The sequence below is a fragment of the Mycolicibacterium chengduense genome, from assembly GCF_033741155.1.
In the GTDB taxonomy this organism is placed as follows: domain Bacteria; phylum Actinomycetota; class Actinomycetes; order Mycobacteriales; family Mycobacteriaceae; genus Mycobacterium.
Genome location: NZ_JAWQNH010000003.1, coordinates 166,399 through 185,758, shown reverse-complemented (window position 1 = coordinate 185,758; position 19,360 = coordinate 166,399). Strand labels below are relative to the sequence as shown.

General features: G+C 69.2%; 17 protein-coding genes. 2 read left to right on the top strand and 15 right to left on the bottom strand.

Features of this window, described 5'->3' with window-relative positions; translation table 11 throughout:
- Positions 1-45: 45 nt before the first annotated feature.
- From meaB to mutA, 3 genes are read right to left on the bottom strand one after another with little or no spacing between them, the layout of a single operon-like run.
- Positions 46-1,032, bottom strand: coding sequence for a methylmalonyl Co-A mutase-associated GTPase MeaB (gene meaB / locus SBI67_RS11320; protein WP_318980658.1), 987 nt, complete (start codon positions 1,030-1,032; stop codon positions 46-48).
- Positions 1,032-3,281 carry a methylmalonyl-CoA mutase gene (gene scpA, locus SBI67_RS11315; RefSeq protein WP_318980657.1) on the bottom strand — a complete coding sequence of 750 codons (2,250 nt, stop codon included), beginning with the start codon at positions 3,279-3,281 and terminating at the stop codon, positions 1,032-1,034. The genes meaB and scpA overlap by 1 nt, the downstream gene beginning before the upstream one ends.
- Positions 3,282-3,283: 2 nt before the next feature.
- Positions 3,284-5,104 (bottom strand): methylmalonyl-CoA mutase small subunit, encoded by a 1,821-nt coding sequence (gene mutA / locus SBI67_RS11310; RefSeq protein ID WP_318980656.1) that lies wholly within the window; start codon positions 5,102-5,104, stop codon positions 3,284-3,286.
- 185 nt (positions 5,105-5,289) lie between these two features.
- On the opposite strand from mutA, the gene SBI67_RS11305 reads away from it, so the two are divergent.
- Positions 5,290-6,003 (top strand): TVP38/TMEM64 family protein, encoded by a 714-nt coding sequence (locus SBI67_RS11305; RefSeq protein WP_318980655.1) that lies wholly within the window; start codon positions 5,290-5,292, stop codon positions 6,001-6,003.
- Positions 6,004-6,009: 6 nt separating this feature from the next.
- Here the strand turns inward: SBI67_RS11305 and SBI67_RS11300 are convergent, their stop codons facing one another.
- The 3 genes from SBI67_RS11300 to SBI67_RS11290 all read right to left on the bottom strand — a co-directional run bounded on the left by SBI67_RS11300 (position 6,010) and on the right by SBI67_RS11290 (position 9,295).
- Positions 6,010-7,443, bottom strand: coding sequence for a hypothetical protein (locus tag SBI67_RS11300; protein WP_318980654.1), 1,434 nt, complete (start codon positions 7,441-7,443; stop codon positions 6,010-6,012).
- 160 nt (positions 7,444-7,603) lie between these two features.
- Positions 7,604-8,842 (bottom strand): SPFH domain-containing protein, encoded by a 1,239-nt coding sequence (locus SBI67_RS11295; RefSeq protein WP_318980653.1) that lies wholly within the window; start codon positions 8,840-8,842, stop codon positions 7,604-7,606.
- Between the two features lie 21 nt (positions 8,843-8,863).
- Complete coding sequence (locus tag SBI67_RS11290) at positions 8,864-9,295, bottom strand: NfeD family protein (RefSeq protein WP_318980652.1); 432 nt, start codon at positions 9,293-9,295, stop codon at positions 8,864-8,866.
- A gap of 89 nt (positions 9,296-9,384) precedes the next feature.
- On the opposite strand from SBI67_RS11290, the gene SBI67_RS11285 reads away from it, so the two are divergent.
- The gene (locus SBI67_RS11285; RefSeq protein ID WP_318980651.1) at positions 9,385-10,233 is read left to right on the top strand and encodes an Rv1486c family protein; all 849 of its coding nucleotides are present in this window, start codon (positions 9,385-9,387) and stop codon (positions 10,231-10,233) included.
- Between the two features lie 5 nt (positions 10,234-10,238).
- On the opposite strand, the gene SBI67_RS11280 is transcribed toward SBI67_RS11285, so the two are convergent.
- The 9 genes from SBI67_RS11280 to SBI67_RS11240 all read right to left on the bottom strand — a co-directional run bounded on the left by SBI67_RS11280 (position 10,239) and on the right by SBI67_RS11240 (position 19,228).
- A complete protein-coding gene (locus SBI67_RS11280) occupies positions 10,239-11,264 on the bottom strand; it encodes a ferrochelatase (protein WP_318980650.1) in 1,026 nt (341 codons plus the stop codon).
- Positions 11,265-11,273: 9 nt separating this feature from the next.
- The gene (gene inhA, locus SBI67_RS11275; protein ID WP_318980649.1) at positions 11,274-12,083 is read right to left on the bottom strand and encodes an NADH-dependent enoyl-ACP reductase InhA; all 810 of its coding nucleotides are present in this window, start codon (positions 12,081-12,083) and stop codon (positions 11,274-11,276) included.
- A gap of 53 nt (positions 12,084-12,136) precedes the next feature.
- Positions 12,137-12,889 (bottom strand): 3-oxoacyl-ACP reductase FabG1, encoded by a 753-nt coding sequence (gene fabG1 / locus SBI67_RS11270; RefSeq protein ID WP_266046419.1) that lies wholly within the window; start codon positions 12,887-12,889, stop codon positions 12,137-12,139.
- Positions 12,890-12,942: 53 nt separating this feature from the next.
- Entirely contained in the window at positions 12,943-13,950 is a 1,008-nt protein-coding gene (locus SBI67_RS11265) for a VWA domain-containing protein (RefSeq protein ID WP_318980648.1), read from the bottom strand.
- 28 nt (positions 13,951-13,978) lie between these two features.
- Positions 13,979-14,926 (bottom strand): DUF58 domain-containing protein, encoded by a 948-nt coding sequence (locus SBI67_RS11260; protein ID WP_318981308.1) that lies wholly within the window; start codon positions 14,924-14,926, stop codon positions 13,979-13,981.
- 8 nt (positions 14,927-14,934) lie between these two features.
- Positions 14,935-16,083: a chaperone MoxR1 gene (gene moxR1 / locus SBI67_RS11255; protein ID WP_266046417.1), complete on the bottom strand. Its 1,149-nt coding sequence runs from the start codon at positions 16,081-16,083 to the stop codon at positions 14,935-14,937.
- A 145-nt stretch (positions 16,084-16,228) separates the two neighbouring features.
- On the bottom strand, positions 16,229-16,939 hold the full coding sequence (gene ripB, locus SBI67_RS11250; protein WP_318980647.1) for an NlpC/P60 family peptidoglycan endopeptidase RipB: 711 nt from the start codon (positions 16,937-16,939) through the stop codon (positions 16,229-16,231).
- Between the two features lie 13 nt (positions 16,940-16,952).
- Complete coding sequence (gene ripA / locus SBI67_RS11245; protein WP_318980646.1) at positions 16,953-18,398, bottom strand: NlpC/P60 family peptidoglycan endopeptidase RipA; 1,446 nt, start codon at positions 18,396-18,398, stop codon at positions 16,953-16,955.
- A gap of 266 nt (positions 18,399-18,664) precedes the next feature.
- Positions 18,665-19,228 (bottom strand): Rv1476 family membrane protein, encoded by a 564-nt coding sequence (locus tag SBI67_RS11240; protein ID WP_318980645.1) that lies wholly within the window; start codon positions 19,226-19,228, stop codon positions 18,665-18,667.
- Positions 19,229-19,360 lie beyond the last annotated feature (132 nt).

Here is a 19,360-nt window from a genome sequence, read left to right as displayed (position 1 = left end):
TCTGTAAGCCGGCTGGTTGCCGGCATGCCCGGCGGCAAATGGCGATCAGGTGGTGGGACGGTCGGCCGCGGCCAGAATCTGCTGGGCGGCCAGCGCCGGTGTCAGCTCACCATCGCGCACCCGCCGCTCCACATCGGCACGCACCGCGCGCACCGCCGGATGGGACAGCACCCGGTCCAGTACGGCGTCACGCACCATCGCCCAGGTCCACTCCACCTGCTGGGCGCGCCGGCGCTTGTCGAACTCCCCCGCGCTGCGCAGCACGTCACCGTGGCGCTCGATGGTCTCCCACAGCTGGGCCAGACCATCTCCTGTCAACGCACTCATCGTGAGAACCGGTGGCCGCCAGAGTGTTTCGCGGGGATAGATCAACCGCAGCGCCGCCGTCAGTTCCCGGGCCGCGGCCTTGGCCTCAACCGCGTGCGGCCCGTCTGCCTTGTTCACCACCACCACGTCGGCGAGCTCCAGCACACCCTTCTTGATGCCCTGGAGTTGGTCACCGGTGCGCGCCAGGGTCAGGAAGACGAACGTGTCGACCATCGCGGCGACCGTCACCTCCGACTGCCCGACGCCGACGGTCTCGACCAGGATGACGTCGAACCCGGCGGCCTCCAGCAGCACGATGGTCTCCCGGGTGGCCCTGGCCACCCCGCCGAGGGTGCCCGAGGTCGGCGACGGCCGGATGTACGCGTCCGGGTGCACGGCCAGCTTGGCCATCCGGGTCTTGTCACCCAGGATCGATCCACCGGTGCGGGTGGAGGACGGGTCGACCGCCAGCACCGCCACCCGGTGGCCGTGCTCGATCAGGTACATGCCCAGCGCCTCGATGGTGGTGGATTTCCCCACCCCGGGTACCCCGGTGATCCCCACGTGCAGGGCCTTGCCTGCGTCGGGCATGAGGTCGAGTAGCAGCTGCTGGGCGCGCTCGCGATGGTCGGCCCTGGTCGACTCGACCAGCGTGATCGCCCGCGCCAGCGCGGCGCGCTCGCCGCGTCGGATCGCCGCGGCGAGTTCTTCGATGGTGGGCGCCACTAGCTCAGCTGGTAACCCAACCGCTCGGCCAACTTGTTGAGCAGGCCGATCGCGGCGTCGGCGATGACGGTGCCCGGCGGGAAGATCGCCGTCGCACCCGCGGCATAGAGCTCGTCGAAGTCACCCGGCGGGATGACACCGCCGACCACGACCATGATGTCGGGCCGCCCGACCGCGGCCAGCGCGTCCCGCAGGGCGGGCACCAGGGTGAGGTGACCGGCCGCCAGCGAGGACACCCCGACGACGTGGACGTCGTTGTCGGCGGCCTGCTGGGCCACCTCCTCCGGGGTGGAGAACAGCGAGCCGACGTCCACGTCGAAGCCGATGTCGGCGAAGGCGGTGGCGATCACCTTCTGTCCGCGGTCGTGGCCGTCCTGGCCCATCTTGGCCACCAGGATGCGCGGCCGGCGACCGTCCGCCTCGGCGAATTTTTCGACCAACTCCGTTGCGCTGGACACGTTGCGGCTGCTCCCCACCTCGTCCCGGTAGACACCGGAGATGGTCCGGATCTCGGCCTGGTGCCGGCCGTACACCTTCTCCAGCGCGTCGGAGATCTCGCCGACGGTGGCGTGGGCCCGTGCCGCGTCGATGGCCAGCGCGAGCAGGTTGTTACCCAGACCGTCATCCCCGGCGGGCCCCGAAGCTCCTGCGGCCCTGGTCAATTCGGCGAGTGCGGCCTGGGTCGCGGCCTCGTCCCGCTCGCCGCGCAACCGCTCCAGTTTGGCCACCTGCTCGGCACGCACCCGGCTGTTCTCGACCTTGAGGACCTCGATCTCCTGGTCCTCGTCGACCTGGTACTTGTTCACGCCGATGACCGGCTGGGCGCCGGAGTCGATCCGGGCCTGGGTGCGCGCGGCGGCCTCCTCGATGCGCAGCTTCGGGATGCCCTCACCGATCGCCTGCGCCATACCGCCGTGCTCGGCGACCTCGGCGATATGTGCACGCGCCTTCTCGGCGAGCTGGTGGGTGAGCCATTCCACGTAGTACGAGCCGCCCCACGGGTCGATCGGCCGGGTGGTGCCGGACTCCTGCTGCAGCACCAGCTGGGTGTTGCGGGCGATGCGCGCGGAGAAATCCGTGGGCAGCGCCAGCGCCTCGTCGAGGGCGTTGGTGTGCAGCGACTGGGTGTGCCCCTGGGTGGCTGCCATCGCCTCGATGCAGGTGCGGGCCACGTTGTTGAACGGGTCCTGGGCGGTCAGCGACCAGCCCGAGGTCTGCGAATGGGTGCGCAGCGACAGCGATTTCGAACTCTTCGGCTCGAACTGGGACACCAATTCGCTCCACAACAGCCGGCCAGCACGCAGCTTGGCCACCTCCATGAAGAAGTTCATCCCGATGCCCCAGAAGAAGGACAGCCGCGGCGCGAACTTGTCGATGTCCAGGCCGGCGTCCAGGCCCGCCTTGATGTACTCCACCCCGTCGGCCAGGGTGTAGGCCAGCTCCAGATCGGCTGTCGCCCCGGCCTCTTGGATGTGGTAACCCGAGATCGAGATGCTGTTGAACTTGGGCATCTTGGCGCTGGTGTAGCCGAAGATGTCGGAGATGATCCGCATGGACGGCGTCGGCGGATAGATGTAGGTGTTGCGGACCATGAACTCTTTGAGGATGTCGTTCTGGATGGTCCCGGCCAGCTTCTCCGGCGGCACCCCCTGCTCCTCGGCGGCCACCACGTACAGCGCCAGGATCGGCAGCACGGCGCCGTTCATGGTCATCGACACCGACACCGAACCCAGGTCGATCCCGTCGAACAGCTGGCGCATGTCCAGGATCGAGTCGATCGCCACGCCCGCCATGCCGACATCGCCCGCGACGCGCGGGTGGTCGGAGTCGTACCCGCGGTGGGTGGCCAGGTCGAAGGCCACCGACAGACCCTTCTGGCCGGCAGCCAGGTTGCGGCGGTAGAACGCGTTGGACTCCGCGGCGGTGGAGAACCCGGCGTATTGGCGGATGGTCCACGGCTGGTTGACGTACATCGTGGGGTACGGGCCGCGGATGAACGGCGGCTCGCCGGGAAAGCTGTTGAGCGGGTAGCCCGCCGCGGCGGCCTCGTCGCGATCGGCGGCGGTGTACACCGGCTTGACCTCGATGCCCTCCGGGGTCACCCAGTCCAGCTGTTCGGGGGTGTAGCCGTGCGCGGCCGCGGCGTTCGCGGTCAGCTCGGCGACGGCTTCCGCGGTGGGTGCGGCCGGGGTGGTCTCGCCGTGCAACGGGATGTCGGCGAAGCTCCCAATTCCTGTGGTGGCAGTCATGGCTAGGCCCCCAATCGGGTGAGCAGGGTCGAAAGTGCTTGCACCGCATCGATCTTCGCAGTCAGATACTCGTCCGGCTTGTTCCCCGCCTCGGCCACGGCCTTGTCCGGGCCGGCCAGGCAGATGTGGGTCAGGCCGGCGGCCCTGGCCGCGGCCACCACGTCGGAGGCCTCGGTGGCGTACCGGGCGTCGGTGCCGCAGACCACCGCGACGGTCAGCCCGTCGGCGACCGCCGCCACCCCGGCCGCGTCGACCGTGCCGGGGTTGACCGCCTCGATGCCACCGGAGGCGAGCAGGTTCGACGCGAACGTGGTGCGGATGTTGTGCTCGGCCAGCGGCCCCAGCGGGAGCAGCAGCACCTTCGGGCGGGCGCCGTGCGCGCTGAGGTACGCATCGGAGCGGTCGCGCAACGCTTCGAAGCCGGCGCCGTAGCGCAGTGCCGTCGACTGTGCAGCGACGGCCGGAAGCGGCTTCTCGGCCAGGTTGGGGAACTCGTTGACCCCGGTGAGGGCCTTACGGCGGTGCGCGATATCGGCCGCGCGGCGGTCCCGGATCTCGGCGATCTGTGCCAGCAGGTGCTGCTGTGCGGCGGCGAAACCACCGCGGCGCTCGAGATCCTGGACGTGCGACCAGGCCTGCTCGGCCAGGCCGGCGGTGAGGTCTTCGACAAACCAGGAGCCGCCGGCCGGATCCAGCACGCGGCCCAGGTGCGACTCCTCCAGCAGCAACAACTGGGTGTTGCGCGCCATGCGGCGCGAGAAGCTGGCTGCCGTGCCGGGCAGACCGCCCGGGATGGCCGAGTCGAACGGTTGCACCAGCACGGTGTCGGCGCCGCCGACACCGGCGGCGAATGCCGCGACCGTGGTGCGCAGCATGTTCGTCCACGGGTCACGCTGGCTCATCATCGGCGCCGACGTGACGGCATGGACCGTCGCCGCCCCTGCGGCCTCGGCCCCGACGACCTCGGCCACCCGCGCCCAAAGGGTGCGTGCCGCACGGAGTTTGGCGATCGTGAGGAATTGGTCGTCGTCGGCGGCGAATCGGAAGCTGATCTGTGCGACAGCGTCGGCGACCGGCAGCCCGGCCTCGGTGAGGTGCCGCAGATAGGCCACCCCGGCCGCGATGGCGCCGGCCAGCTCCCACGACGCGCTGGCGCCCAGGTTGTGCAATGCGGGCCCGTCCACGGTGACGGCCCGCACCCCACCGCGGTAGCCGACGGCCGTGCCCGCCACCGCGACCACCTCGTCCAGGGTGGCGGCGGGTACGCCACTCAGCGCAGCGGTCAACGGATCGGCGCCCAGGTCCACCGACAACCGGGCACGCTGCTCGTCGTCGAATCCGCCGAGCAGGCCAAGCACCGCGTCGGCGGCGGCACGGTAGTCGGCACCGGCGTCCAGGATCACCGGCACCAGGTCCAGGAACACGCCCTCGAGCAGTCGGTCCAGCTCGGTGGGCCGCACGCCACGCAGCTGCAGCGCGCTCACCCCGTCGGTGAGGGCGCCGAGCACGGCGGCGTTGCCCTCGGTGACGGCGGCCTGGCCGGGCAGCGGGAACACCTCGACGACCTTCCAGCCGGCGTGCACGTCACGCAGCGCGTCGGCACCACGGGTGAACGGCCACTGCCCCGGCAACGGCGCTTCGGCATGTCCGTCCAGCGCGGTGTAGAGCGGCCGCACCGGGAAGCCTTCGTAGGTGGGCGAATCGAGCAGACGTTCGGGCTCGGCGGGCAGGTCCGCTGGGTCGCGGCGGCTGCTCTTGGCCAGCACACCGGCCACCCCGGACCGCCAGCGCTCGCGATCCGATTCAATGACGCTCGAGGACACTCGCGGCTCCTGGGTTGTCGCGGCTTGGAATCAAGCCCTGTCTGACCTAGTTAGACTAGCCAGGTGTGATTGGGGCCTTTCACCTGAGGCTAAATGATCGGTATCACGGCAGTGCCGGACGGGCAAAACCTACTGATCAGTACGTGACCGGCATCGCTTTCGGGCGCCCCGTAGTCTTGGCAGACGTGAACGCCGCCGCCAGCACGTTGCGCACGGTCTGGGCCGCACTGACGTCGGCGGCGACCCAATTACCCCGCCGCCGGGTGGTGGCCATTTCGGCGGTCGCTGTGATTCTCGTCGCACTCGCCCTCTGGGTGCCCTTGCCCAGCGCGGTGCAGCTGCGGGATTGGGCCACCTCGGTAGGTCCCTGGTTCCCGTTGGCGTTCTTCGCGGCTCATGTGGTGGTGACGGTTTTCCCGTTCCCCAGGACCGCCTTCACCCTCGCCGCCGGACTGCTGTTCGGCCCGTGGCTCGGCGTGTCCATCGCGGTGGTGGCCAGCGCCCTGAGTGCCGTGTTGGCGCTGGTGCTGGTGCGGGCGGCGGGCTGGCAACTGAGCAAGTTGGTCCGGCATCCCCGGGTGGACACCTTGGATGCCCGACTGCGCGAGCGCGGCTGGGTATCGGTGCTGTCGATGCGGATGATCCCGGCCGTGCCGTTCTCGGTGCTCAACTACGCCGCTGGAGCGTCGGCGGTCCGGGTGGTGCCCTACACCCTGGCGACCGTCGTCGGGCTGGCTCCTGGCACTGCGGCCATCGTGATCCTCGGCGATGCCCTGACCGGCAATATCAGCCCGCTGCTGTTCCTGGTTTCGCTGTGTACGGCCAGTGTCGGGGTCGCCGGCCTGTGCTACGAGATCCGGGCGCACCGGCGTCACCACCGGGATCGGTCGGCGGACTGAAGCCGATCACGCCGCCTGGTCGAAAGCCACGGCCGACAACGGCACCACCGTCTGTCGGTCTGGCGACGCTTCCGGAATGCGCGACGCCTGCGGGCGCCCGGCGCGCTTGGACAGCGCGATGAACGAACCCGAACGGACGACGCCGAGCGGTCCGGGGCCGGCGAACCGGGCGATGCCCGAGGCCTGCATGACGAAATTCGCCTTGGCCTGGCGGTAGCCGATCCGCACGCCGAGACCGGACACCACCAGCAGGCCTCCGACGCCCGGGAGGGCCAGGGCGGCCAGGGCGGCGATCGAGACCGGCACCAGCATCTTGCTGACCGCGCGGCGCAGGACCGACGCCATCGACCCCGTCGAGCTCACGCCGTGCAACGCCAGCGGCTCCGTGCTGGACAGTTCCTGACTCAGCCCGACCGAGGCCGTTCCCGCGAAGGGAGGCGGTGCCGCGACCGGCGCGGCCGGGGTCGCGACGGCGGGAGCCGCGGGGGCCGGCGCCAGCAGCACCGGCAGCAGGTCCATCGGCGTCGCCGCGGGAGTGGTCACCCGCGGGGTCTCGGCGCTGCCGCCGACGACGGCGGGCGCTGTCGAGGTGGCCGGGAACCCGAGCAGCGAGGACAGGTCACCGGGGATCTCGGTGATGGTTGTGACCGATTCGCCGACCGACGTCAGGACCGACTGCACGGTGGCCAGCACGTCACCGACCGGGTTCGTGGACGTCGGCAGCGTCGCCAGCAGGGCCGGGAGCGCGTCCACGGCGTCCCGGACGGAGCCGGCGGCCGAGGTGAGCGAACCGGACACCGAGGACGCCAGCTGGTTGACCGGCGGTGGTTTGAACGAGAACGGCGACGCCGGTTTCGGCGCCGACGAGGTGGTCGGGGTGGTCGACGGAGCCGTGGACGGGGTGGTCGACAGTTCCGTCGACGGCGTGCCGCCCGCGGCGGGATCGGTGGTCGCGTCCGGCGCGGTGGTGCTCTGCTGGTCGGTCGAGGAGGGCGTCGAGGTGGCCCCCGCGGCCGGAGAAGAAGTGGCAGAAGAAGAAGTGGAAGACGAGGCCCCGCTTCCGGTGGCGCCGTCGGCCGTCTGCTGCGAGCGTGGCGGCGGGAAGATGGTCACCTTCGGCGACTGGTGGGTGGTGCCGGCGCCGCCGAAGGACCCGGTGAAGTCCCGGATGGTGGTGCGCACCCGGTCCTGGATCCCGGCGATGACGGCGCCGGGCCGGAGGTTCTTGGTGGTGGTCGAGGGGCCCGACGGGCCTGCCGGCGAGGTGGGCGAGGCCGACGGGCCGGACGATGTTTCGCCGCCGGTACCGGTCTCCGACGACGATCCGCCGCTGCCGGTATCGGCCATGGCGACCGCCGTCGAGCCGAGGAGTCCACCACCCCCGAGCAACAAGGTCGCCGACACCGCGCACACGCTCACCGCACTGCGCATCTGCCTCATGACACCGTTCCTCGCACCCCAGTTTTGCCGGTCGCCGAATACCGGCCGCATGTCACACGCGGGATCCGGTCATCCCAAGATATGTCACCGAAGAAAAATTATCGACCACGTTCAGCGAAATCGGGGCGAATCCACATCGCCCGCCGCATCGTGTGACCCGCTACGCGCGGTGCACCCCGCCGGGGTACGGCCCGCCGGGCAGCTGCTGGGTCGCCCCTTCGTTGGGTGGCGCCTGGGTCGGTGGAGCCGCCGGCGGGGTGGGCGGCAACGACGCCGGAGCGCCCAGCGGTGGGGTGCTCGAGCGGGCTTCGGCCTCGGCCCGCGCAACGGCCTGGGCGATGGCCGGGTCGGTATCGGTGGAGAACCAGTCCGCGACCTCCTCGGCTTCCTCCTCGTCGGATTTCGACGGGCCGTCGTCCACCGGCGACGGGGTATAGCGGAACACGCCGTCCTCGCCGGGGGCGCCGAGCATCTTGGTGAAGCCCTGCAGGGCCGAACCGAAATCGCTGGGCACCAGCCAGACCTTGTTGGCCTCCCCCTTGGCCATCTGCGGCAGCGTCTGCAGGTACTGGTAGGCCAGCATCTCCGGGGTGGGGCGGCCCTTCTTGATCGCCGCGAAGGTCTTCTCGATGGCCTTGGCCTGCCCCTGCGCCTGCAGGTAGGCGGCGGCACGCTCGCCCTGGGCGCGCAGCATCCGGGACTGTCGGTCGGCCTCGGCGGCCAGGATCGCGGCCTGTTTGGCGCCCTCGGCCGCCAGGATCTGTGCCTGCTTCTGACCCTCCGCGGCCTTGATGGCCGCTTCGCGGCTGCCCTCGGCGGTGAGGATCATGGCGCGCTTCTCGCGATCGGCACGCATCTGCTTTTCCATCGAGTCCTGGATGGACGGCGGCGGATCGATGCTGCGCAGCTCCACCCGGGCCACCCGCAGGCCCCACCGGCCGGTGGCCTCGTCGAGCACCCCGCGCAGCTGTCCGTTGATCGAGTCACGGGAGGTCAACGTCTGTTCCAGCGTCATGCCGCCGACCACGTTGCGCAGCGTGGTGGTGGTCAGCTGCTCGACGCCGACGATGTAGTTGCTGATCTGGTAGACCGCGGCCTGGGGATTGGTCACCTGGAAGTAGACGACGGTGTCGATGTTGACCGTGAGGTTGTCCTCGGTGATCACCGGCTGCGGTGGGAAGGACACCACGCGTTCGCGCAGATCCACCCGGGCGCGGATCTTGTCGACGAACGGCAGCAGCAGGGTCAGCTGACCGGACACCGTCTTGCTGTACCGGCCCAGCCGTTCGATGACCGCGGCCTCGGCCTGCGGTATCAGCGCCACCGATTTGGCGACCACGACGATGGCGAACAACACCAGTACGGCCAACAACACGAGGCCGGCGACAGCACCTTCCATGGCGGGTTCCTTCCCCGGAGATCAGATGGTCTTGTAGACGACCGCGGTGGCACCGTCGATGCGGATGACGGTGACGTGGTCGCCGGGTTCGAACACATCGTTGTCGTTGAGGGGCCGGGCCGTCCAGACCTCGCCGTCGAGCTTGACCTGTCCCTGGTGGCGCGCCACCGTGTCCAGCACCAGTGCGCTCTTGCCCTCCAGCGCCTTGACCGGTTCGGGCAGCCCGGTGCCTGCGGTGAACCGGCGCCGCAGCGCCGGCCGGACCACCACCAGCAGCAGCACCGACACGACCAGGAACACCGCACCGTCGGCCCAGATCGGCCAGTCGAAGAAAAAGCTGGTCCCCGTGGCGGCCAGCGCACCACCGCTGAGCATGAGCAGGAAGAAGTCTCCTGTCAGCGCTTCCGCACCGGCCAGCGCCAGCGCCGCAACCAGCCAGATCAAAGCGGGCATACAGGAACAGTAGCGGTTTTCGACCAGTCCGTTGCCGTTCCGCGGGCCATCAGGCCGGATGCCTCACCGGCAATTACACTGCGAGCATCATGTGGTGCCCGAGTGCTTCTCTGACGGTATGGGTCAACTCCTGGCTCGCGGGGGTGGCCGCGCCCGACGATGTCCTGGACGCGTTATCCCAATGGGCGCCAAAGCATTCGGTCACCGCGTACGACTCGGTGGCGGCCGGCTGCACCGGGCTCCCCTGGCCGGATCTCTTCCATTCCGGCACCATGTCGCTGCTGCAGACCATGCGCACCGCGGCCGGCCCGCCGACGGGCGCGCCGACGCTGACCCTGGTGCTGCCGGTGCCCGGCGATGTCCGAGGTCTGCCCGCGGGCACACAGTTCCAGCGCGATGCCGTGACCATCGGCGAGGCCATCATCATCGGCCAGGATCCGGGCGGCGCCGTCGGCCTGGTTCCCGAATTCGACTACGACGATCTCGACGACCCGGACTACGAACCGGACCCCATTTCCCTTGCCTGGACCGTGTACTCGGTGCCGGCGCCGGGCGTGGTGGAGCATCTCGACCTCGGTGAGGCCGAGTACACCCTGCGCTCGGCGGTGCGCTCGGCCGCCGACGCGCTCGGTGCGCTGCGAGCCGGCGCCGATGCCGCCGACGTGGACGATCCGCGCGGCATGGTGGAACAACTGCTGGAGGCCACCCGGCTGCACCGCGCACCGGACCACGCACCGGAGCGGGCGTTGCGGGTGCTGGAGAACGCCGCACACGTGGACGCCATCATCACCGTCAGCTCCGGGCTGATGCCGATCGGTCTGCAGAGTTCATCGGCCATGCAGATCGCGACCGACACCCTGCGGCCGCTGTCCGCGGTGGTGCGTTCGGCGCGGCTGGCCGCGGTCAGCGCGATCATGTACTCGGCCTGGCGCCGGTAGCCGCGTCAGCCGGCGGCGCACCCCGGCGTGCACACCGCGCCATTGGTGCTGAAACCGTAACCGGGCACCTGATCGGCACCGCCGGCCCGCACCGGGGGCAGCCCGCGCTGGGCTTCGTCGAGCAGATCCATTGCCAGTCGGGCGAATCGGGGCTGGGCGTTGGGTGTACCGGCCCGCGCCAGCGCCACGCCGGCCGCCGCGGCCTGTTCGGCCAGTTCGTTGTCCAGGTCCCACACCACCTCGATGTGGTCGGCGACGAAGCCCACCGGGCACACGATGACCGCCTCGGTGCCGGCCTGCGCAAGCGCAGCGAGATGATCGCCGACGTCGGGTTCCAACCACGGCACCTGCGGGGGCCCGGACCGGGACTGCCACACCTGGTCGTAGTCGTCGTGACCGGCCGCGGCGGCCACCAGGCGCGCGGTGTGGGCCACCTGGCGTTGATACAGATCCTGACCACACCGCGAGGCGGCACGCAGCGGGATGGAATGCGCGGTGAACACCAGCCGGGCCCGGTCGCGCAGGTCCGGCGCCAAAGTGGCCGTGGCGTCGCGCACGGCATCGGCGAACATCTCGATCAGCAGCGGATGATCGAAGTACTGCCGCAGTTTGGTCAGCTCGGGGGCGGCCGGTCCGGCCGCGGCACGGCCCCGCGCGATGTCCTCCTGGTACTGCACACAGCCCGAGTAACCGCCCCAGGCCGAGGTGGTGAACACCGCAGCATGCCGAATACCGTTGTCGCGCATGACCGTCACGGTGTCCTCGACATACGGCTCCCAGTTGCGGTTGCCGAAGTAGACCGGCAGATCCCAGCCGCGCGCAGCGATTTCGGCCTCGATCGCGGTGATCAGCTCACGGTTGATGCCGTTGATCGGCGACACTCCCCCGAAGTGCAGGTAGTGCTCGGCGACCGCGGCCAGCCGCTCCGGCGGCACACCGCGGCCCCGGGTGACGTTCTCCAGGAACGGCATGACCTGCTCGGGCCCCTCGGGTCCACCGAAGGACAGCAGCAGGACCGCATCGAATTTCATCGGCTATCGCTACAGCAGCTGGGTGCTGGCGCCGCCGTCGGCGTAGACGATGGTGCCCGTGGTGGCCGGCAGCCAATCCGACAGCAGCGCACACACGGTCTTGGCGACCGGGGTGGGATCTTTCATGTTCCAGCCGATCGGCGCGCGCTGGTCCCAGCCCTCCTCCAGCAGCCGCATCTGGTCACCGGCTTCGGCACCCAGCGCACCGCCGACGATGGCGCTCATCGCCAACGTCCGGATCGGTCCGGCGGCAACCAGATTGGAGCGCACGCCGTAGGCCCCCGCTTCGCGCGCGACGAATCGGTTCACCGACTCCAGCGCGCTCTTGGCGACGGTCATCCAGTTGTAGGCCGGCATCGCGCGGGTGGGGTCGAAGTCCATGCCGACGATGCCGCCGCCCGGATTCATGATGGGCAACAGCGCCTTTGCCAGCGAGGCGTACGAGTAGGCGGAGATGTGGATGCCCTTGGCGACGTCCTCGTACGGGGCGTCGAAGAACGGGTTGATGCCCATCCCGCTCTGCGGCATGAAGCCGATCGAGTGCACCACCCCGTCGAGCTTGGTGTCCGCACCGAGCACCTCGGACACCCGACCGGCCAGCGAGTCCAGGTGGTCCTGGTTCTGCACGTCGAGTTCCAGCAGCGGCGCCGGCTTGGGCAGCCGGTCGGCAATGCGCTGGATCAGCTTCATCCGGTCGAAACCGGTCAGCACCAGTTCGGCACCGGCCTCCTGCGCCACCTTGGCGATATGGAAGGCGATCGAGCTGTCGGTGATGATCCCCGTGACGAGGATGCGCTTGCCTTCGAGAAGCCCTGTCATGTGAAAGTCCTTACTGTTCGCCCGAATTCGAGAAGTACCTGTGCTTGTCGGCGCTAGTGGCCCATGCCCATGCCGCCGTCGACCGGGATGACCGCGCCGGCGATGTAGGAGGCGTCCTCGGACGCCAGGAAACTCACCACGCCCGCGACCTCCGCGGCGGTGCCGACCCGCTTGGCGGGGATGAACTCCAGCGCACCTGCCTGGATCCGCTCGTCCAGCGCCCGGGTCATCTCGGTGTCGATATAGCCCGGCGCCACGACGTTGGCGGTGACACCGGCCTTGGACAGCTCGCGAGAGATGGACCTGGCCATGCCGATCAGGCCCGCTTTGGCGGCCGCGTAATTGGCCTGGTTGCCGATCCCCCACATCCCCGACACCGAACCGATGTAGATGATCCGGCCGAAGCGCTTGCGCTGCATGCTGCGCGAGGCCCGCTGGGTCACCCGGAACGCCCCGGTCAGGTTGGCGTTGATGACCTCGGTGAACCGCTCCTCGGTCATCCGCATCAGGAAGGCGTCCTTGGAGATGCCGGCGTTGGAGACCAGCACCTCGACGGGGCCCTGGTGCTCCTCGACCTCGGTGAACGCGCGGTCCACGGCGGCGTTGTCGGTGACATCGCATTCGACGCCGAACAGCCCCTCCGGCGCGCCGGATCCGCGATGGGTGACCGCGACCTTGTGGCCGTCGGCGGCCAGTCGCTGCGCGATCGCCAGGCCGATACCCCGGTTACCACCGGTCACCAGCACCGAGCGCGATACGAAGGGCGGACGACCAGCCGAGGGTTGCGAGACTTCACCGTCACTCATGACGCCAAACCTATCGCCAAGCGCACCGTTCGCCGAAATCGGAGTGCCCGCACTCAGCCGGGCAGCCTGCGGTTGATCAGCAGCGCCGCCAGCGCCGAGGCGGCCAGCACCAGCGCGCCCAGGCGCAACCAGCCCATGCTGGCATCACCCTTGATGGTCTCGTAGCCGATCTGCTGCTGCAGCGAGGTGAAGACTTGCTTGAGCTGCTCCAGGCTGGACGCGGTGAAGGCCTCGCCGCCGGAGAGGTCGGCGATCTTCTTGAGCATCTCGTCGTCGACCGGCACCGGTTGGCGCTGGTCGTTGATCTCGACGTAGCCGTACGGGGTGCCGAACGACACCGTGGAGATCGGCACACCCTGGTCCTTGGCGGTGCGCGCCGCGGTGTAGGCGCCCTTGGGGTTGTCCGGGTTGGACGGCACCGTCTCCTTGCCGTCGGACATCAGCACGATCCGAGCCGGCGGCGGTTCGTCACCGCCGCCGATCACGGCGCCGACGGTGGCAATGGCCTGCAGGGCGGTGAAGATGCCCTCACCGGTGGCGGTGCGGTCGGCCAGCTGCAGTTTGTCGATCCCGTTCTTGGTGGCGTCCCGGTTGGTGGTCGGCGAGACCAGCACGGTGGCGGTTCCGGCGTAGGCGATCAGCCCCAGGTTGATGCCAGGGGTCAGCTGGTCGGCGAACTGTTTGGCGGCCTCCTGCGCGGCGACCAGCCGGCTGGGCGCCACGTCGGTGGCCCGCATGGACTGCGAGACGTCGATGACCAGCATCACGACCGCACGGTTGCGCGGGATACGGACGTCATGGGTGGGACCGGCCATCGCGACGGTGAACAGCAGCAGCGACGCGACCAGCAGGATCGCGGGAACGTGGCGCCAGCGGGTGGGCTGCTTGGGCGCCACCTTCTCCAGCAGTTCCATATTCGCAAAGCGCAGGATGCGCTTCTGGCGGGCCAACTGCACGACGATGTACAGCCCGACCAGGCCGAGGATCACCAGCAGGAACAGGAAGAACCACTTGTGTTCGAATCCCGTCAGCGTCATCGGTCCGAGCAACGGCAAAGTCATGTGCGGCTTGTCATTTCCGTTTCGATACTCATCGGGCTGCCAGGGCGCCGCGCCGGCGGTTGGCGACGAACCGGACCACGTCGGCGATCCAGTCCCGGTCGGTGCGCAGCGTCAGCAGAGGGGCGTCGCAGCGGCGCAGGGTGCGGGCCACCTCGGCGCGGTGGGCGGCGGCCGCCTTGGCGAAATCGTCGCGCAGCTTGGCGTCGATGGTGAATTCCCGGGTGACACCGGTCTCGGTGTCCTGCAGGATCACATCGCCGATATCGGGCAGTTCGATATCGCGGGGATCGAGGATCTCGATCCCCAGCACCTCGTGCCTGCCGGAGATGGCGCGCAGCGGCCGCATCCAGTCGATCGGGCCGAGGAAGTCGCTGATGATCACCGCCATCCCGCGCCGGCGTTCCGGACGGCGCAAGGCGTCGATGGTGGCGGCCAGGTCACCGCGCACCCCGTGCGGGGCCTGCGGTGTGGTGGCGATGGCCCGCAGCAATTCCTGCTCGTGCAGCCGGCCCGACAGCGCCGGCACCCGGCGCAAGGTGTCGCCGTTGGAGATCAGCGCGCCCAGCCGGTTGCCACCACCGCTGTTGAGGAAGGCGATCGCGGCCGCGGCGGCCACCGCCAGATCGCGTTTCTCGCAGCCTGCAGTGCCGAAGTCCAGGCTGGCGGACACGTCGACCACCAGCCAGGTCTCCAACTCCCGGTCGGCGATCATCTGGCGCACGTGCGGGTGGGTGGTGCGCGCGGTCACCGACCAGTCCATCCGGCGCACGTCGTCGCCGGGCTGGTACATCCGCGACTCGCCCGGTTCGGAGCCCGGGCCGGGGATCAGGCCGAGGTGGTCCCCGTGCAGCACCCCGTCGAGCTTGCGGCGGACCGTGAGCTCGAGCTTGCGCAGCGCGGCCGACAGCTGCGGGTCACGGATCTCGCCCCGCTTGAGTGATGGCAGGTCGACCGTGCGGCCTTGCTCCGGCGGCACAGTATCGGTCACCGACCGCTGGCCGCCGCCGCGGCAGGCACCCCGGGAGGCGCCGAATGCCCTTGCTGCGGAATGGCATTGACCTGCGGCAGGCCGACGGTTTGCAGGATCCGGTTGATCACGGTCTCCGAGGAGATCTCGTCGGCCAGCGCGTCGTAGGTGAGCACCAGCCGGTGCCGCAGCACGTCAGGGATGACCTCGACGACGTCCTGCGGGATGACGTAGTCGCGGCCGCGCACCAACGCCAGCGCGCGGGAGGCGGAGATAATGCCCAGCGAGGCACGCGGCGAGGCGCCGTAGGCGATCCACGCCTTGGCGTCGGGCATGCCGAACTTCTCCGGCTCGCGGGTGGCGGTGACGACGCGCACCACGTAGTCGACCAGGGCGTGGTGCACGAAGTTGTTGGCGGCCACCTCTTGCAGGCGCAGCAGGTCGCCGGTGTTGAGGATCTGCTTGGGCTCCGGCGGTTTCACACCCATCCGGTAGATGATCTCGCGCTCTTCCTCCGGCGACGGGTAGTCGACGTTGAGCTTGAACAGGAACCGGTCGCGCTGCGCCTCGGGCAGCTGATAGACACCCTCCTGCTCGATGGGGTTCTGGGTGGCCATCACCAGGAACGGATTGGGCAGCGGGAACGTCTTGCCGCCGATGGAGATCTTGCGCTCGGCCATCACCTCGAGCAGGGCGGACTGCACCTTGGCAGGCGCCCGGTTGATCTCGTCGGCGAGCAGGAAGTTGACCACCACGGGGCCGAGTTCGATGTCGAACTCCTCCTTGCCCTGCCGGTAGATGCGGGTACCGACGATGTCGGTGGGCACCAGGTCCGGCGTGAACTGGATGCGGGCGAAGGTACCGCCGACCACCTTGGCGAATGTTTCGACGGCCAGCGTCTTGGCCACGCCAGGCACGCCTTCGAGCAGCACGTGCCCCTTGGCCAGCAGCCCGACCAGCATGCGCTCCACCAGCTGGTCCTGCCCGACGATGATGCGCTTGACCTCGAAGATCGCGCGTTCGAGGGTGTGTACCTCGTTCTGCAGCGCGCTGTTGTTGGCGGGGGCGGCGGAAGCCTGTGTCGGCGCTCCGGGCGGGTAGCCCTGCGTCGGGGCCGGGCCTGGGTAGCCTCCGGCGCCCTGCGGCGGCCCACTCGGTGACGTCATCTAGCTTCCTCCCACAGTCGTTGTGTGTACCCGGCTGGTCAACCCTGAACTAACAAGGCGCCGCCGGTGCGGCGACACGCCCGCCGTCAACTATTCCAGGCTGTTCGGGATCCGTCGACGGCGCGGGCCCCTGCTCAGGCTGTCCTCAGGATTCGATGATGCGCGACAGGTGCGGGGACATGCCCGCCATCCGGACCGGGCTGACGGTCACCTTCTCGGCGCTACCGGAGGCCTCCAGCATCTTGCCGCCCCCCAGATAGATGGCCACGTGCTGGCTGCCGCCGGGCCCGTAGAAGATCAGGTCACCGCGCTTGGCCTGCGACGGCGGGATGGGCCGTCCGGTGTTGTACTGGTCGCCGGAGTACTTGGGGATCTGCACCCCGACACCGGCGAAGGCGTACCGGGTCAGGCCGGAGCAGTCGAAGCCCATCTTTCCGGCGTCGTAGTCCACGCCGGGGCCCGGACCGGTGAGGGTGCCCCCGCCCCACGAGTACGGCACACCCATCTGCGAGCCCGCCCGGCGGATCACGTATTCGATGGCCTGCGGGCCGCGCACCCGGCCGCCGGGCAGGGCGGCGGCCGACTTGGGCGCCAGCCCGAGGGACTGCAGGAACTGCTGGCCCAGATTGGCGGTGGTGTCCAGGGCGATCTTGCTGACCTGGAAGCCGGCGTTGGCCATCGCCACCGGATCACCGGGCCCGCCGGAGCTGACGATCTTGGGCAGGGTCGGATCCCATTGCCCGTCGTCGGGCGCCGCGGCGGCCTGGGGCGCGGAAACCACAGAGCCGAGCGTCAGCGCCGCCCCGGCCAGAACCGAGACGACGGCGACCTTCAGTCGAAATATCTTGGAGCGCAATACAATCCTCAGGTCAGTACTCGATGTAGCGAATGACGTACGGGGTCATGCCGCCGGTCCGCACCGGCGAGACCTTGACGTTGGACCCGGTGTAGGGCGCTTCGAGCATCTGCCCGTTGCCGAGGTACAGGGCGACGTGCTGGCTGCCGCCGGGGCCGTAGAAGATGACGTCGCCGCGGCGCATCTCCGAGGACGGGATCTTGCGGCCCATGTCGTACTGCGAGCCCGAGTAGTGCGGCAGCTTGATCCCCACCCCGGCGAAGGCGTACAGGATCAGGCCCGAACAGTCGAAACCGACTGTGCCGGCGCCGGAGTCGATGCCCCGGCTCGGGCCGCCGGCGTTGCCGCCACCCCACGAGTACGGCACGCCCATCTGCGACATGGCGCGCTGGATCACGTACTCGGAGGCCTGCCTGCCGTACACGCGCGGGATGGCGCCGTTGGTATAGCCGGTCGGCGTCGGGATCAGGCCCAGCTTCTGCAGGAAGGTGCGGCCCATGTTCGCGGTGAGTTGGGCCGAGGTGTTCATGATGCCGAGGATCGCGTTGATGATCGCGATCGGATCCCCGCTGACGAACGCGCTCGGGATCATCGGAAGGGTGGTGTCCCACTGGCTGGTGTTGGCCGGGGCGGCGGTCTTGCCGGGGGCGCGGTCCCAGTCGGCGCCCGCGGCGGGCGCCGGCCCGCCGGGCTTGGGCGCGGCCTGCGGCTGGGCCGCGCCGGGGGCCGGTTGGGTCGCGTCGGGCGCCGGTTGGGCCGGCCGCTCGGCGGCGGCCAATTTCGCCTGTGCCGCACTGCGTTCGGCGGTCAGCTTGTCCAATTCCTGCTGCTGGCCGGCGAAGGTCTGCTGAGCCTGGATGAGGCTGGCCACCGCGGCGTCCTGGCTGGCTTGCGCAGCGGCGGCCGCCTTGTCCGCGGTGTCTTTGGCCAGCCGGGCGGCCGACTCCCGGTTGATCTGTTCGGTGCGGGCCCGCTGCAGGTCGGTGATGACCTGTTGTGAACTCATGGCGAGCGCCTGGCCGGCCGCGGCGGTGCGCAGCGCCTCGGCCGGGTCGGCGGCGGTCAGATAGGACGCCGACGGGCCGTTGACGTACGTCGCGGCGGCGAAGGTGTCGAAACGCTTCTGGGCGTCGGCGATCCGGGCGTCGGCGTCGCTCACGTCGCGCTTGCTCTCGTCCAGTTTCTGCTGCGCGATCGCGACGTCGTCGCGGGCGTTGGCGACGTCGACGAGGGCCTTGTTGACGCTCTCCTGCTGCGTCTGCACGGCAGCGCCGAGGTCCTGCAGTTTCTGGTCGGCGTCGGCCACGGCGGCGACGAGTGCGGCGATGCCCTCCGGGTTCACCGGTTCGGCGACCGAGACGGCTCCGTTCGGCATGGTCCCCGCCAGCAGCACGCCGAAGGTCACGGGGAACGCGCACAGCTGCACGTACCGCCGGGAGGCGCCAGGGGTGCGTCTCATTCGACTCAGGTCTCCTCGGGCTGGACGCGAACGTCATGGCACTTCACGCAGTGCCAGGAGTCGCCCCGGAGGCGATGCTCACCCATCACATGGGTCACATCAATCACAGCTGCAACTACAGGCACTGTCTGCACCGTACGTCACAGCGCGCTCTAAAGAAACTTTAGTAACAAATTACATGTTTGTAATTGAATCCGTTGTGACCGAACGGTGATATTCGAATTCATCGACACCACTCGGCGGCCACTCAGCGCCCCATCACGCCATTACTGCGGTGCGCCGGAAACCGCTTTCTCAGCAACGCCGCGCTTGGCACGAACCTGCAGCATACGGGTACCGACGGCGGCCGCAGCTACCCCCAGCGTGAGCACGATGGTAAACGGTGTCCACGGAAAGTCCGGGGTGTGCAACTGCGACACGAAATTCTTCGAAGATTGGACGGCATTACCCGTTTTCGCCAGGTCCTGACCGGCCTCCAAGGTGACCCGGTCATAAACGTGGCTGTAGGTGCCCGCGAAGCCCGGACTGATCACCAGCACCGTCGATCCCGGGTAGACCGTGCCGACGTCGTTGGCGACATCACGCAACGGTGTGTCGATGGGTGGACTCGTCGGGAGCACCACCAGTTTGAGGTCGATCCCCTGAGCCTTCGCGTCGGCGACCACCTGGGCCAGCCCGGCGGGATCGGCCGACGCGGGGGCGGCCACCCCGTCCTCGCGGACGTCGGTCAGCACCTGAGCCATGCATTGGTCCACCGGGGTGGACAGGCCCAGCCCCACGGTGGAACAGACGTCGGGTGGAATGTATGCGGGCACGAACTGAACCGTCACCTGGCAGACGGTACTGGAAATTCACCCAAGCGACTGGCAGCACGCGCGCGAGCGGACGAGACTGGAGCGGCCCCCTCGGGCGATTCACAGGACAAGCGTACTGTTAGGATTATCGACGCCGTCGACACAGCC